Raw genomic sequence first — 14,095 nt, 5'->3', positions numbered from 1 at the left:
TGACAGCAGATGAAATGGTTGCCGCAAAGATCATTCCCGCAGCAGAGGCCGCCACCATTGGCGACCAGCAGGTTTTCACCATTCCTGATGCGGGTGCGTTCAAGATGATTGCCCATCCGGATGAAATCAACTGGCCTTTCACCATCCTCATTCTGACGATCCTCGTGATCTATGTGACGATGGTTTACGGTCCAATTGCTGCTATTCTGGTGGAAATGTTCCCGACCCGTATCCGTTACACGGGCATGTCGCTGCCTTATCACATCGGCAATGGCTGGTTCGGTGGCCTGCTACCGGCAACCGTCTTTGCAATGAGCGCGGCGAAGGGAGATATTTACTATGGTCTTTGGTATCCGATCATCATCGCGCTCATGACGCTGATTATCGGCCTGATCTTTGTTCGCGACACCAAGGATGTCGATCTGCACAAGGTTGAGTAATCGCCTGTTAATCGAAACAAAACGCCGCCCGAAAGGGCGGCGTTTTCATTTCCAACACGTACTCCTGGAGAAAGCGTTACTTGTTTCGATATTGCGCTTCGATTTCGATCAGCTTCTGCTTCCGCCAAAGACCGCCGCCATAACCGGTCAGCGATCCGTCCGCACCGATCACACGATGGCACGGAATGATGATGGCAATCTGGTTCGCTCCGTTGGCCCGCGCGACTGCACGCACGGCAAGCGGTTTTTCCATGGCCTGCGCGAGTTCACTATAGCTACGCGTCTCCCCTGCCCGGATGTTCTGAAGTTCACGCCAGACCCCTTGCGTAAATGCACTGCCATGCAGCACCAGCGGCAAATCGAACGTCGGAGAATTGCCGTCGAAGAAGGCATTCAACTGCTGCTCGACAAGATCATGGGTAATGAAACGACCGATCACCAGATCACCGCGACAGGTAGCATAAAGCTTCTTCAGTTCCGCAGATAGCGCCTTGCGATCAGCGAATTCGAGAAGATGCAGGCTTCGTGCATCGCAGATCGCAATCATCGTGCCAAGTGGTGTCTTTATCCAGTCGGCACGCAACAAGCCATCACCCCGCAATTTGCCGGGTGGAAGTCCAAGAATGCGCGCAAAGGCATTGCGAAAAGCTTCGGGAGATTCAAAACCCGCATCAATCTGGGCATCGATCACGCGCCCACCATCGGCAAGCGCCTGAAAACCATGCCGCAAACGTTCCTGCCGCGCCATTTCCAGAAATGTCATTCCGAAATGACGGCGGAAACTGCGACGGACAGTCGAGACATCAAGCCCCATCCGGGCAACATCCTCTTCGCTCCAGCGCCGTTCCGGATCGGCCTCAAGCGCGTCGAGAAGCTTCTTGACGGAAGGCTCCGCCTCCGCAGCGGGCTGTAGCGGATGGCATCTTTTGCAGGGCCGGAAACCGTCGGCCATGCATTCGGCGACCGATGCGAAGAAGCGGCAGTTTTCCTGTTTCGGTTTCCGCGCCGGACAAGTCAGGCGGCAGAAAATTCCGGTTGAGACAACACCGACATAGGCCCTGCCCTCATAAGCGGCATCACGGGCGACAAGTGCGTCGTAGAGTTTGTTTTGATCTGGGAGCGTGAACAACATGCCGCTATTCTTATGCAGCACAGCATGAATTTACAGCCTCAAATCGGGCACTTATTCAAAAAAGAAAAGCCCGCCATGCGAAGTGCATGGCGGGCTTTCAGCAAGCGGTCTTGTCACGCTTATTGAGCGGAAAGCTTCGAAAACTTGTCGAGGATGGCATCGCCCATTTCGACGGTGCCAATCTTGGTCTTACCTTCCGACCAGATGTCGGCAGTGCGCAGACCATCATCCAGAACCTGTGCGATTGCCGCTTCCAGGCGATCCGCTTCTTCAACGAGGTTGAACGAATAACGCAGGCACATGGCAAGCGAAGCAATCATTGCAATCGGATTGGCAACGCCCTTGCCAGCGATGTCCGGCGCGGAACCGTGTACCGGCTCATAAAGCGCCTTGCGCTTGCCGGTTTTGGAATCGACCGCACCGAGCGAAGCGGACGGCAGCATTCCGAGCGAACCGGTCAGCATTGCGGCAACGTCAGACAGCATGTCGCCGAAAAGATTGTCCGTCACAATAACGTCGAACTGCTTCGGCCAACGCACAAGCTGCATGCCGCCAGCGTCAGCCAGCATATGCTCAAGTTCAACGTCGGCGTGCTTTTCCTTGTGACGCGCGGTGACGACCTGATTCCACAGGACGCCCGACTTCATCACATTGCGCTTTTCCATCGACGTAACCTTGTTGCGGCGCGTGCGCGCCAGCTCAAAGGCGACATCGGCGATGCGCTCAATCTCGTAGGTGTCATAGACCTGCGTATCGATACCGCGCTTCTGGCCATTGCCGAGGTCGATGATTTCCTTCGGCTCCCCGAAGTAAACGCCGCCGGTCAGCTCACGCAGGATAAGGATGTCGAGACCCTCGATCACTTCCGGCTTCAGCGACGAAGAATGAGCCAGCGCCGGGTAGCAGATGGCCGGACGCAGATTTGCATAAAGCTGCATGTCCTTGCGCAGACGCAGAAGACCAGCTTCCGGGCGCACTTCGTAAGGTACGCTATCCCACTTCGGACCGCCGACAGCGCCGAACAGCGTGGCATCAGCGGCCAGCGCCTTCTCCATATCAGCATCGGAAATCGCCTGACCGTGCGCGTCGTAAGCGCAGCCGCCAACCAGACCTTCTTCAGTTTCAAAGCCGAGATTGAGGCCTGAGTTGAGGAAAGCGATGATCTTGCGGACTTCCGCCATCGCCTCTGGACCGATGCCGTCGCCGGGCAGGAGAAGGAGTTTTCTGGATGCCATAATGCCAAGCCTCTGTTTTGTTTCGCATATTCGGGAGAATAGGGAGCCGTTTCGCCGAGAATATTGCGTTCAAATTCACGACAGTAACGAATGGCATGACGCCGTCCGAAACCATCTTTATCTAGTTCCGCGAGGGTTATAGAGCCCTGTTGTCCGACAAGCAATAATGCGCATGGCTGAAACTTATGAAAAAGATAGAGGCTTATGCAGAAATTATATAACAGCCGATAAAGCAGACACAGTTCGACGTTTCAGAGTTCCCACAATCTGCAAATCGGCCTGCGGTCACTCCGTCAAACTGCGCGCTTCGGATGGCAGCATGATCGGGATTCCACCCCGGACCGGATAGGCAAGCTTTGCCTTGCGCGAGATCAACTCGCCATGTTCCGCGTCATATTCCAACGGCCCTTTGGTAAGCGGGCATACGAGAAGTTCCAGCAGACGTACGTCGATATTGCCGGTTTGCGTCTTGTCGTCCATTATCTTATTCCCGAAGTTTATTGCAGCCGCGATCCGAAATCGTCGTCCTTTACTCTGGCCAATACCATTTCGGTAATGGCAATCAAAGTTGCTGCACGCGTCTTCAAATCGGGCGCTTCCAGAAGGGCCTGTTTTTCTGCAGGGCCAAAAGGCGACATGATGGAGAGCGCGTTGACGAGGGTTTCATTGTTTGCCCGTGCAATACTGTCCCAGTCGGCTTCCAGATTGTGCGCTTCGAGATAATCGCGGAAAGCACCCAGCAAAGCATCCCGGTCGATTTCCGACGAATCCCGCGCCTCCTCCAGATCGGCCAGAAACGGCATGATCCGGCATTGCCGGTAAGGCTGACGGCAATGTACTTCTTCACGCACGCGAAATCGGCAGATACCCTGCAAGGTAATCAGCAGGCGACCGTCACCCGTTTCGGCAAAGGTCGTGATACGGCCAAGACAGCCGACATTACTCAATTGCGGACGGAGGCTTTCATCCAGCTCATCGATCGTCTCGTCATCGTCGCCATCGATTTTCGGCTGGATCATGCCGATGATGCGCTTGCCCGCCAGGGCATTTTCGATCATCGCCAGATAGCGCGGTTCGAAAATATTGAGCGGAAGCTGGCCTCCGGGCAGAAGCAGCGCCCCTTTCAACGGGAAAACCGGCACGGTCTCGGGTATATCGGCGCCCGTTCTGTAACGGGCATTGCCCACCTGCATTACAACCTCCTCAAAAGCGTATCGCGTTTTATCGTACTCTTACAATACGCTTTAAGCTTTTGTTTTCATGCATGTCTTTATCCCAAAACCGGTTCCCACTTTTGGGAGACATGCATTAGGACTCACGAAACATGTGTCCTAACAGTTGGAATCCGCATGGCGCACAATGCATAATTTGCCCGCCATGCTCCCGACCGCTCGCGATCAGGAGAACAGAAGCGACGAAAGCTTGCGCCGCGCGCCGAGCGTCGCCGGATCGGCATTGCCCCATGCCTCGAAAAACTGGAGCAGCTGCTTGCGTGCGCCGTCTTCATTCCATTCGCGGTCGGACTTCATGATGAAAAGCAGCTCACTAGCCGCATCTTCACGCCGCCCCTGTGCATTACGCACCTGCGCAAGATCAAACCGGGCGTGATAATCCTTCGGATCAGCCTGAATTCGCTTCTCAAGCGCAATCGGATCACCGATGAGCTTGACCTGATCAGCCAGTGCAAGGCGCGCTTCCAGCGCTCGAACGGCAGGCGCATTCTGTTTGTCAGCCGGAAGCTGGGCCAGAATTTCCCGCGCCTTTTCCGCATCGCCGGATTCCAGAAGGCAGGTCGCAAGACCGACAATCGCATCGACATTATCTGGAACGGCATGAAGGATGGACGAGAAAATCTCCGACGCCTGAACGAAATCACCGGCTTCGATCAGCTCATTCGCGGCTGTGATGGCTTCGGCAAGCGCCGCTTCCGCGTCGCTCGGCCCACCGATTTTGGCGATGAATTCCTTCACCTTCGATTCAGGGACGGCCCCCATGAAACCATCGACCGGCTGGCCATTGACGAAAGCAATGACCGCCGGAATGGACTGAATACCAAGCTGACCAGCAATGGCCGGATGATCGTCGATATTCATCTTGACCAGTTTGACGGCGCCACCAGCGTCCCGCACGGCCTTTTCAATGATCGGTGTCAGCTGCTTGCAAGGTCCGCACCATGGCGCCCAGAAATCCACCAGCACGGGCTGATTGCGGGATTCGGTAATTACATCCGCCTGGAAACCTGCCGTCGTCGTGTCCTTGACGAGATCAGTTCCTCCGGCAGCGGCTGGTGCCGAACCGAAAGAAACATTTGCCGTCATCTGGCCACCTGCACCGGCATAAGGATTGTTCTGGCTGGTCATAAGAAATTCCTTCGTATTTTCCGACCGATGCGACGGTCCGCATACAAGCCGGTGTCGTTCTTTCAGTTCGTATCTTCAAAAGCCAATTTCAAGACGGTCGTTTCAGCAAGTTGCGCTGTAACTTAGCGCTCCTGCCTCTCACTTCAATTGCCAATTGCCGTGTGCAAGAAAGCCGCCCGTTTTGAAAATCAGTTTATACCGAAGTGTCCGCTTTCGCACCTTCGGAAACGGCGAGAATGCGCGGTTCATGTCCGGTGGAAGTGAGGAAAGCGACGAGGTCTTCGCGCTTGATGGAAGTCGTGGCTTCGTTGGTCAGCGGATGGCCGTTGATGACGTCATATTTCATCAGATCGGCATCAAGAATGACCTGCACATTATGTGCAGTATCGTTGACCGCACCAAACACCGTAACTGCACCCGGAATCACACCCAGGTATTCCATCAGCTTTTCCGACTTGCCGAACGAAACACGGCTCGCCGCGCCAATCAGCTGATGGATCGACTTCAGATCGACCACCGCGTCCTCCTCGACTGTCACGAGAAAGAAATTGTCTTTCTTGTCTTTCAGGAAGAGATTTTTCGTATGGCCGCCCGGGATTTCACCACGCAGGCTTTGGGAATCCGCGACCGTGAACAAGGGAGGATGTTCGACAGTTTTCACTTCGATACCGAGTTTCTGAAAATAATCGTGAAGTTCGCTCGGCGACAAAGGCATGATTCCACCCCATTCTGTTCTGCATTGGATATATTGAGCATGTCATCACGCTCCTCACGCTTCGACGACTTGCAACAGCGCTTATAGACCATGGATACAGGCTTAGAAACCATGCAAAGCAAATTGGATTGTTCGCGCAAAACGCACCAGCCTCGCTCGCGCCTCTGACAGCCGATTCCATTATCCGTGGAGACTCATTTTTCTTGCTTTGACGAGAAAACGCAGCAGAGAACACAACATGCATTCTGGAAAGCATAATATTTACAGATACTTATCAATTAACCGGCAGCTAATTTCGTTGAAACGACATTTTCCTGTAATTTCCCTGTTGCAATCTCCGGGGCGTTAGTTCATATAGCGCCTGCCTGACGGAAACGACTGGCGCGAGCGGGTGTAGCTCAGGGGTAGAGCACAACCTTGCCAAGGTTGGGGTCGAGGGTTCGAATCCCTTCGCCCGCTCCAGTCAGTCAGGCTTTTTATATTTTAAGTTCTTGATTTTAATAGGTTTTCCCATTGGCTGTATGCGCTGGTGGTACAAGGAAAGGTACAATTGAAAAAAGTTTCTGCTGATATTCCATATCTTTACGAACATAACGGTTTCTATCTCTACCGACGGGCAGTCCCGCCATTCCTGCGCAAAGCTGCTGGAAAAAGAGAAATAAAATCCTCCCTTCGAACATCTTCAAAAAGCGAAGCACTTCAGCTCTATGGTGAAGCTGATATTGCCGCTGAACAGCGATTGAAGATGTTGCAGGACGGCGTCTCAACAAAAGAAGCGATTTTGTTCGAGGCTTTTGCGGCTCAAGAGGCCATCAACTCATTGATTTGAGCAAAGTCATCGCAAAGCCCAACCTTCTCTTCAAAACTGCATCTGAATGGCGCAAAACCAAGAGCAAGGACCCGTTCCTTTTCAAGTCATTCTTCAATGCCTCGGAACGCGATACTCATCTGTCCAAGCTTGTTGAGCTCTATGAAGCTCGGGAAGACTACCGACTAAACAAGCTCGACGACAACTCACGCCGCAAGCATCTTAATCCACGAAGGCTGGCGATCAAAACTTTGATCGATCATATCGGGACCGATAAACTGGTGTCTGAGCTCACACGTGACGATGCCAAAAGCTTTCATGCATTCTTGAAAAAGAAAATAAGTGATGGGAAAACTGTCGAAAACACAGCGAACAAATACGTCATGCATATTCGCACGCTGTTATCCGGCTTTAACAAGGAGCATGACCTCAATGATGGGACAGTCTTCGACAAATTGAACTTTGACGAGGACGATGATGAATCGAATACGAGCGTCTATTCAACAGAATTCATCAAAAGGCGCTGGCTCACTGGCAATCCCTTTGAAAGCATGAATGACTGCGCACGCGCTTTGCTCTTCGCGATGATCGATACAGGATGTGGATACAAAGAGCTATGCGGGCTTGATCCAAATACCGACATCAAGCTCAATCATGCAGTCCCGCACATAATCATACGGGTTAACAAAACGCGGGGAACCAAGACCAAGTTTCGCAAACGCATTATTCCCCTCGTCGGACTGGCGTTGAAAGCCTTTCAGGAATTCCCAAAAGGTTTCACGCGCTATGCAGACCCTAACGGGCCGGATAACGCTTCGAACGCCATTCGCAAATTCCTGAATGAGAATAATCTGAATGAAAGCGATGATCATTCACCGCGTGGCTTGAGACATCTGTTTGCCGATAGAATGCGGGAACACAACGTTCCAGAAGAATTGCAGAGCAGACTCATGGGTCATAAGTTCAAAACAATGACCGCCCGTTATGGGAAAGGCCATTATTTGCAAACCACCCAGAAATTCTTGAAAAACCTCGAGAATGACTTCAAATAACGCTTGACTTCTGGATGTAATTCATGTATTGTTGAAAATATAGATCGATAAGGTTTTTCTTGTCGATCTATATTTTTTAATTAATTTCAACAGGTCGCATTCGTTAAGGGTGCAGGGTTCCTCATGATTGATAAGGATAGACTTCAGTAACGTAGATATCGATGAATATCTCAACACCGTAAAAGAACTCGGTGAATTTGCCCGACAACATGATCTTAAAAGAGGGTTCGATCTCTTCAAAGAAGCATGGGAATTTGCCAAAGATTACAAGGATCGGAATTCAGCTCCTTGGTAGTCCTTTAAGCGATGTCGATGTTGGGCTGTTTCTGAAGGCGAACAGTTTATCTAATTCGATCTGATCTGCCCAATTTTTTAATCCAAAATTTCAAATACGGAAATCCTCAAAAGCCCGAGAAACCCTCGGTGCGATTTTTAGTTTATGTAGGCTAGATATCGTCAATTTTGAAAGGATAAGGAAAGTAATAATATTTATTAAGTGCGAACTGAGTATTTAACCCATAAGGGTACAGAAAATATACTACATGCCATTGATTATGCAAAATACATTGGCTACAATCTGAACACATTTGTAACGATAACATTCGACAAATGCTTCAAATTAAATGCAGATGAGATATTCATTAAAATAAGAGAATCTTACAGGCGTTGGCTTACCAATGCCTGTTCAAGAAAAAATCTTCCTAAATGCAAACCATATTGGTTATTTGTCTTTGAAAACCCTCATGGATTTACCCATGTCCATTGGCTGGTTCATGTTCCAATTGAGTTGGAAAAGGAATTCAAACGTAAAGTTCCAAAATGGGTAAAAAAGCGAAAAGACAACGTCTTTAAGCATTCGATAGATATACGTCAGGTCAATATCTATACTGATAAGGTCCTCGCAAATTATCTGGTTAAAGGCGTTACTCCTAAGTCTATCGATTACTTCAATCTCCAAAAATACGCCGCATATCAAGGATGGTTTCGTGGTAGACGCTCGATGGTCAGTCACGCTCTAAGTCTAAAGGCTCGCCGGAAGGCAGCATTCAAAGCCTCGAGAGATCGCCATAAGTGGGCTAAAAGGCATCCGGAACTCGCAGCCCGGTATCGAAAACCTTCATGGTACGACCTCAAGAAAACCGTACCACAGGTAAGTGGCTTAAAGACCTTTCCTTATCAAAAGCAATTTAGAGGGAAATTAAAACGAAGTTCAGCTCCCCGACGTCGCTATTGCGTGTACCGAACAAGGCGAACTGCCGCCTAACCTCTAAACTCGGTGGATCAGATTGCGTTCTGGTCCGCCTTTTTATCGGTGGCAACGATATAATTATTTTTATACGAAAATCATCTCTGGATTATACTCGTACCTGTCCGTCAATCGCTTTCGCATTTCAGGAAACGAATAGGTCTTTGCATCCTTATCCAACATCATCAACCGCTCATTGATGATATCAACCGACGCAGACAACCTAGCAAGCGTATTGTTCAGACTTTTTGCCCAGAAATCTGGGAGATTCGTGCCTTTCTGTTTGACGACTTCAGCAAGGCAGTCATCGACTGGGAGACCCGGCTTGTGCTCCAGTTTCAACACAAGATGGCAAAGGGTTGCCAAAACATACAATTCCCTATTGAACGGCGTCATTTGATTGGAATGTGGGCTACCCGGATTTCGAGTACCGGTTTCTTCCGAATACTCAAACATTCACTTCAGCGGATTAACGCATGGAGGAATGGCTTTCCCTGCAAGATTCAACAGGTCAGGTCCACCACCATTTCCAATATAAATTATACCATGGTCTTCCCTGTCCGCCTTGGACGTCAACTTAAGAACGAAAACCTCATCCTTCAGTTTTTCGTAAAATCCCTCTACGAAGCTACCATCGATAATCTTGTACCTTGATATGGCATCGATATCACAATGTCTTCCGATGAACTCCCGGTACTCAGCCCCGCGACGTCTTTTTTTATAATCTCTTTTGCGCTGACCAATAAATTCTCCATTTAATTAAAATATTGATGTTTCGTGATCGCTCGAAGAGAGACTATCTGCTTCGATTCAATGAAGTGATGAACGACAAATGCGTAATTTGCGCATCATTCAGTCAGCATGTTACCTAAAACTGTTCAAAGCATTTCTGTTTCATCTTCCAAGAAGCCCTTTACCTTGAGCTCTGAACGTATCCATTTGCGAGCAGCGTTCAGGCTCTGATGATAATCATCTGCGGCCAAGGAAAGAGATTCGGGAGAAGTTGCTCTTTCCAAATCTTCAAGTGGCCAATCATCCGCCAATCGTTTGCTGATTGCATAACAGGTGGCTTTACCAACACGGTAGGCCGTTGACCGCTGTGCCGCTGAGAGAATAATGCCTCTAAGGGCTTCTGGTTCGGCCTGCCCCGCAAAGTGTAACTCTAGCTCGGAAGTCATTCTATCCACGGCAGAATACAGGCCATTCACGAAGAGCGTTTGAGCATCTCTATAATATTTGCCAGCGCGCCCTTTAATTCCCTTGGCTTCAATCTCTGATAATTCTCTGAGGATTTCTATTGTGGGCGCGCGTTCAAGAGCTTGCGCTTCTTTAGATAATTTCGCGCCTTCGGGCGCTTTTCTAATTTTCTTCGAAGTGGCTCGGTTTCCTGAATGGCCTTCGCCTCTAAGAAAGCGATCCTCTTCGTTTGCCAGTGGGTCGAGGTCTGCTTTCTCTGCCTCATCGAGACCTTCGTCACTTTGATCCGTACGCTCTGTGGACTTTAGCGACTTCGAATAAGTTGGCGTGGGCAATCTAAACTCATCGAGAAGCTTTTGGAGATCGCTTTGCAAATCATCCAAATTCTCGTCACTCGGCGGATGGGCTTCGCGAATTACATCTTTAACCCACTCGGGCATTAGCTCTCGAACGTAACCCGAGAAGTCGTCGGTATTTAAGATGCTTCGATCTTCGACCGTCGTCAAAGCATCTCTGTACTGGTTGGGGAGAGCAGCGCTATCGGGCAAAACGATTTCGATAGTCAATACCGTAGAGCCGAATGGTATACCTCTGGCGAACTGGCCCTGCGCTGGTTCGATAATTCCGATTTACAAGTCAAAACGAACCGATTATAAAAGAACCACTTAAAACGAACATTTGAGTGGTTCTATGTTTTTACGTGCCTATCTTCGAGCCTCTACAAAGGATCAAGATGCCAATCGAGCGAAAGACGATCTGATTGCATTTGCCAAAGAGCGTGGTTTAAAGATCGCGGCCTTCTATGTCGAAAACGAAAGCGGCGCTTCCCTTGATCGCCCGGAATTATTCCGTCTGCTTTCCGATAGCCAACCCGGCGATGTACTCTTAATTGAGCAGGTGGACCGGTTGAGCCGTTTGAACTCTGCCGACTGGGAACAGCTGAAGGCAGAAATTAGAATAAAACAAATTCGCGTCGTTGCGCTTGACCTTCCGACTTCATGGTCAATGGCTTCGGAAAATACGGATGAGTTCACGCTTCGAATGTTTGAGGCGATCAATAGCATGCTTCTGGATATGATCGCTGCCATCGCTCGGAAAGATTACGATGATCGCAGACGGCGACAAAAGCAGGGAATTGATAAAGCTAAGGCTGATGGAAAATATAAAGGCAGGCCAGAAAACAAATCACGGAATGCAGCACTTCTTAAAATGCTGGAGAGTGGCCAAAGCTGGAATAGCATAATTGCCGCAACTGGCTGCAGCCGCTCGACCCTTTCGAAACTACGAAAATCGACAATCGTTAATTCAGCAAGCTAAATGTCAAGATGAGAACAAGGCAATGGTGCTTGCATGAGCGCTGGTGGATGTCGTGTAGAACTGTTGCCGCAGCTTCAGCCAAAGTACTTTAGACCATACTTTTTGCTGGCTTTTCGCACAGTCTCAATGTTTGCTATTTCGGTAAAGTGCGACGTCTTGTCGAACTTCCATTCGCGGCAAAGCATGATGCGCTCGTAGGGCTGTTTGCGTATCTGATCAAAATAACAAAAAATATGCGGATAATTATAATACTTGTCGCCATCCCAATCCACGTCGAAGATATTTTCGTAAGGGATAAAACCGATGCACCAAAATTTCTCGCCTTTCTCACCCTTTAACCAATCCCGATAACGCCACTTGTCCTCACCGATAGACACTAGTTCCCCTATACTGAGACAGACCATAAATCCGCGCTCGTAGGTTTGAACCACAGAAACTTTAAACCACGGGCTAATGCCGTTCTTTCTCTGCGGTTCAGCGTTGTTCGGGTATTCATCTAGGCGGTTGATATTTCGAATGATGACTTCAGTGCTGAGTTCTTTGTGGGTGTTAACAAGGAAGAAGTCATCGAACTTGGGCTTCCATTTTTGCCGCAGCTCAAGTCGCTTCACCGGGTTGAGGTTACGCCGATTTCGGCGCGCCAACCGCCACAAGCCGCAAAGTGTATCCCATCCAAGCTTGATGCCGCTTATGGAAAAGTAATCGAGCATGTCCCATTCCCATGCAGTAGGTGCAAAAGCAATCCTCAAATGATCCGATATTTCATCATTGCATTCCGTAGTTCTAGCTAAGCCGGTAGGCAACTACTAAGCAGACAAGTTAGTATAAAACTACGGGACCGGGCGAGCACTGCGATTTCTCTCGTATTTAATTCCATAAAGGTAACATTCGCTCCAAAAAAGAGGGCTTAGATGATTTTCAAGAACGTTGGTACTGTCATGCCAGTCTGGAATCTGCATCGGGTGGACCCCGGCTTCATCTATATCGTCGAAAACCATGGAAAATACAAAATAGGCAAATCAAAACGTGCTCGAATCCGGCTCAGTGCTGCGAAGACATGGCTGCCTGACATGAAGCTGGTTGGGCATAAGCCTTTTTGGGGGATGTCTCACCACGAACGTTGTTTCCATACTGGTTTTGCCAGATATTGGTATTCGGGAGAATGGTTTGATTTCAATGGTGACGATAACGTCAAAGATATTCTACTACAAGGTTTCACCGCCTTTAGCGATGAGGACCCAGATCGCAACTCTGTTGACTTTATATACTGGTTTAATGGTGATGGAATGGCCGAATTCGTACGAGAGCAAGTCACCCAGAAACTGTCTCTTCCACGATTTCAAAGGCAAGAATCTTTCAATCAAAGGCGAAGTGATTAGCTCTTTCTGTCTCCTATAATGATTGTAGCCGTATAATATACTGTCCGTAGTAATATGGAAATTTCAATTCGGTGTAGAATGGTTTTTAAAAACACATAAAAATGCCTCGGAACATCTCCCGAGGCGTTAAGGTTTACCAGTTTAGATTCTCAATCGATGCAATTGAGTAACGGGCAATGATCTCGCCCGCTCTAACCGTGGGGCGCACTTCTTGACGCGTATCATCAACGCCCGGATTACTGAACGCTATCAGAAGCATTACCGCTAATGGAAATTTCCTCCCTTTGCAGCCGCTCCCAGCAAAGCAGCAGCCAGCCGTATTAGAACGGCCCAGATGAAGCCGCCAAGGAAGTCATTCTAATATATTTGCAGAATCGAGGAGTTTCGCCATTTCCAGAGCAATATCTCCAACCACTTTAGGCGTGTATCGCCCCACCTTCAACAACTGCCCACTTCAGATTGGTGTCAGAATGAGCCGCATTCCTGAACTGCTAAGACCTCCACCGTTCCCCATAATGCCGCCATGAGCATTGGGAACAAAGCTGTCAGAAAAGGCTTTAGACCGATCTGAAAATTGCGAATAGAGACTAAGCTCAAGGCTTGTATTCCACGGAATAATAGTCACCGAGCTCCTCAAGGCGATCAGCTAACTTTGCTCCTTGCCTCTTATGGGCAGCTTCCAAATCAGGCGGATAGGCACAGCAACTCGCCACGTCTTAAGGACCGTAGAAAATCATAAACCCCTATCCAGTTTAAAGACCTTCGTCACTACGCGAGACTGGTCCTGTATCACTTGCCTTGTATCCAAACCTCATCCGCCCACGTTGCCAAGTTTGGCCAAGATTCATCCGAGGGACCATCATGGCTCCAGAAGCGAATAAGTCCGTCCGGTGCAATACAGTAATAATCGCCGTTATCCTCACAGATGGGCAACCAATTATCTGGTAGCCCGACCGACCGAGCTTGTTGTATCGTGGTTAATAACTCTCCATACACTCCACCCATTTCCTCGTTTAAAATAAGCGGAGATAAATATCCTACAAACGCATTACTAACGTTCTTTAGAAATTCCTTATAGTCCTCAGAAAATTGAAACCCAGTCGCACTCTCATACTTATGAATAAGAGCATCGTCTGGCAATGTAAGCTTTCTCCCGGTCGGATCATCAATTCTGTTTATCTCCTCAATAATGCTTGCAATTTCTTTCGCCATTA

At 49.2% G+C, this 14,095-nt stretch carries 14 protein-coding genes, 1 tRNA gene and 1 pseudogene; 6 read left to right on the top strand and 10 right to left on the bottom strand.

The genetic code is table 11. The features are described 5' to 3' along the window. Nucleotides 1–71: 71 nt before the first annotated feature. Nucleotides 72–440: pseudogene (locus OANT_RS27440) on the top strand (MFS transporter); the annotation flags it as partial. Between the two features lie 76 nt (nt 441–516). Here the strand turns inward: OANT_RS27440 and OANT_RS17030 are convergent. From OANT_RS17030 to OANT_RS17005, 6 genes are all read right to left on the bottom strand, one after another. Further along, nucleotides 517–1,572: a bifunctional transcriptional activator/DNA repair enzyme AdaA gene (locus OANT_RS17030; RefSeq protein WP_012092728.1), complete on the bottom strand. Its 1,056-nt coding sequence runs from the start codon at nt 1,570–1,572 to the stop codon at nt 517–519. 119 nt (nt 1,573–1,691) lie between these two features. Further along, on the bottom strand, nt 1,692–2,807 hold the full coding sequence (gene leuB, locus OANT_RS17025) for a 3-isopropylmalate dehydrogenase (RefSeq protein ID WP_012092727.1): 1,116 nt from the start codon (nt 2,805–2,807) through the stop codon (nt 1,692–1,694). A 285-nt stretch (nt 2,808–3,092) separates the two neighbouring features. Continuing rightward, nucleotides 3,093–3,287: a Trm112 family protein gene (locus OANT_RS17020; protein WP_010658483.1), complete on the bottom strand. Its 195-nt coding sequence runs from the start codon at nt 3,285–3,287 to the stop codon at nt 3,093–3,095. Nucleotides 3,288–3,304: 17 nt separating this feature from the next. Continuing rightward, nucleotides 3,305–4,000 (bottom strand): LON peptidase substrate-binding domain-containing protein, encoded by a 696-nt coding sequence (locus tag OANT_RS17015; RefSeq protein ID WP_012092726.1) that lies wholly within the window; start codon nt 3,998–4,000, stop codon nt 3,305–3,307. Between the two features lie 204 nt (nt 4,001–4,204). After that, on the bottom strand, nt 4,205–5,167 hold the full coding sequence (gene trxA / locus OANT_RS17010; RefSeq protein ID WP_012092725.1) for a thioredoxin: 963 nt from the start codon (nt 5,165–5,167) through the stop codon (nt 4,205–4,207). Between the two features lie 193 nt (nt 5,168–5,360). Beyond that, nucleotides 5,361–5,882 carry a prolyl-tRNA synthetase associated domain-containing protein gene (locus tag OANT_RS17005; protein ID WP_012092724.1) on the bottom strand — a complete coding sequence of 174 codons (522 nt, stop codon included), beginning with the start codon at nt 5,880–5,882 and terminating at the stop codon, nt 5,361–5,363. Nucleotides 5,883–6,269: 387 nt separating this feature from the next. Here OANT_RS17005 and OANT_RS17000 point away from each other — a divergent pair. The 3 genes from OANT_RS17000 to OANT_RS16990 all read left to right on the top strand — a co-directional run bounded on the left by OANT_RS17000 (nt 6,270) and on the right by OANT_RS16990 (nt 7,742). After that, nucleotides 6,270–6,344: transfer RNA gene (locus OANT_RS17000), tRNA-Gly, on the top strand. A gap of 88 nt (nt 6,345–6,432) precedes the next feature. Further along, complete coding sequence (locus tag OANT_RS16995; RefSeq protein WP_040128382.1) at nt 6,433–6,711, top strand: DUF6538 domain-containing protein; 279 nt, start codon at nt 6,433–6,435, stop codon at nt 6,709–6,711. Next, the gene (locus tag OANT_RS16990; protein ID WP_040128384.1) at nt 6,708–7,742 is read left to right on the top strand and encodes a tyrosine-type recombinase/integrase; all 1,035 of its coding nucleotides are present in this window, start codon (nt 6,708–6,710) and stop codon (nt 7,740–7,742) included. The genes OANT_RS16995 and OANT_RS16990 overlap by 4 nt, the downstream gene beginning before the upstream one ends. A 1,333-nt stretch (nt 7,743–9,075) precedes the next feature. Here the strand turns inward: OANT_RS16990 and OANT_RS26770 are convergent. Next, the gene (locus OANT_RS26770; protein ID WP_012092722.1) at nt 9,076–9,444 is read right to left on the bottom strand and encodes a hypothetical protein; all 369 of its coding nucleotides are present in this window, start codon (nt 9,442–9,444) and stop codon (nt 9,076–9,078) included. Nucleotides 9,445–9,866: 422 nt separating this feature from the next. After that, nucleotides 9,867–10,751 (bottom strand): hypothetical protein, encoded by an 885-nt coding sequence (locus OANT_RS16975; protein ID WP_012092721.1) that lies wholly within the window; start codon nt 10,749–10,751, stop codon nt 9,867–9,869. A gap of 124 nt (nt 10,752–10,875) precedes the next feature. On the opposite strand from OANT_RS16975, the gene OANT_RS16970 reads away from it, so the two are divergent. Next, a complete protein-coding gene (locus OANT_RS16970; protein WP_012092720.1) occupies nt 10,876–11,502 on the top strand; it encodes a recombinase family protein in 627 nt (208 codons plus the stop codon). 74 nt (nt 11,503–11,576) lie between these two features. Here OANT_RS16970 and OANT_RS16965 read toward each other — a convergent pair whose 3' ends face one another. After that, nucleotides 11,577–12,212: a hypothetical protein gene (locus OANT_RS16965; protein WP_012092719.1), complete on the bottom strand. Its 636-nt coding sequence runs from the start codon at nt 12,210–12,212 to the stop codon at nt 11,577–11,579. A gap of 201 nt (nt 12,213–12,413) precedes the next feature. Here OANT_RS16965 and OANT_RS16960 point away from each other — a divergent pair, with 201 nt between their 5' ends. Further along, the gene (locus tag OANT_RS16960) at nt 12,414–12,881 is read left to right on the top strand and encodes a GIY-YIG nuclease family protein (protein ID WP_012092718.1); all 468 of its coding nucleotides are present in this window, start codon (nt 12,414–12,416) and stop codon (nt 12,879–12,881) included. Between the two features lie 789 nt (nt 12,882–13,670). Here OANT_RS16960 and OANT_RS16955 read toward each other — a convergent pair. Continuing rightward, the gene (locus OANT_RS16955) at nt 13,671–14,093 is read right to left on the bottom strand and encodes an SMI1/KNR4 family protein (RefSeq protein WP_012092717.1); all 423 of its coding nucleotides are present in this window, start codon (nt 14,091–14,093) and stop codon (nt 13,671–13,673) included. Between the last annotated feature and the right edge of the window lie 2 nt (nt 14,094–14,095).

This window comes from Brucella anthropi ATCC 49188, from assembly GCF_000017405.1.
GTDB lineage: Bacteria > Pseudomonadota > Alphaproteobacteria > Rhizobiales > Rhizobiaceae > Brucella > Brucella anthropi.
This window is presented reverse-complemented; position numbering and strand designations above follow the sequence as displayed.

What these genes read in the sequence shown, in the direction of transcription:
- OANT_RS17030 (WP_012092728.1), bottom strand. Translation starts at nt 1,572, where the DNA reads ATGTTGTTCACGCTCCCAGATCAAAACAAACTCTACGACGCACTTGTC.
- leuB (WP_012092727.1), bottom strand. Translation starts at nt 2,807, where the DNA reads ATGGCATCCAGAAAACTCCTTCTCCTGCCCGGCGACGGCATCGGTCCA.
- OANT_RS17020 (WP_010658483.1), bottom strand. Translation starts at nt 3,287, where the DNA reads ATGGACGACAAGACGCAAACCGGCAATATCGACGTACGTCTGCTGGAA.
- OANT_RS17015 (WP_012092726.1), bottom strand. Translation starts at nt 4,000, where the DNA reads ATGCAGGTGGGCAATGCCCGTTACAGAACGGGCGCCGATATACCCGAG.
- trxA (WP_012092725.1), bottom strand. Translation starts at nt 5,167, where the DNA reads ATGACCAGCCAGAACAATCCTTATGCCGGTGCAGGTGGCCAGATGACG.
- OANT_RS17005 (WP_012092724.1), bottom strand. Translation starts at nt 5,882, where the DNA reads ATGCCTTTGTCGCCGAGCGAACTTCACGATTATTTTCAGAAACTCGGT.
- OANT_RS26770 (WP_012092722.1), bottom strand. Translation starts at nt 9,444, where the DNA reads ATGTTTGAGTATTCGGAAGAAACCGGTACTCGAAATCCGGGTAGCCCA.
- OANT_RS16970 (WP_012092720.1), top strand. Translation starts at nt 10,876, where the DNA reads ATGTTTTTACGTGCCTATCTTCGAGCCTCTACAAAGGATCAAGATGCC.
- OANT_RS16965 (WP_012092719.1), bottom strand. Translation starts at nt 12,212, where the DNA reads ATGCTCGATTACTTTTCCATAAGCGGCATCAAGCTTGGATGGGATACA.
- OANT_RS16960 (WP_012092718.1), top strand. Translation starts at nt 12,414, where the DNA reads ATGATTTTCAAGAACGTTGGTACTGTCATGCCAGTCTGGAATCTGCAT.
- OANT_RS16955 (WP_012092717.1), bottom strand. Translation starts at nt 14,093, where the DNA reads ATGGCGAAAGAAATTGCAAGCATTATTGAGGAGATAAACAGAATTGAT.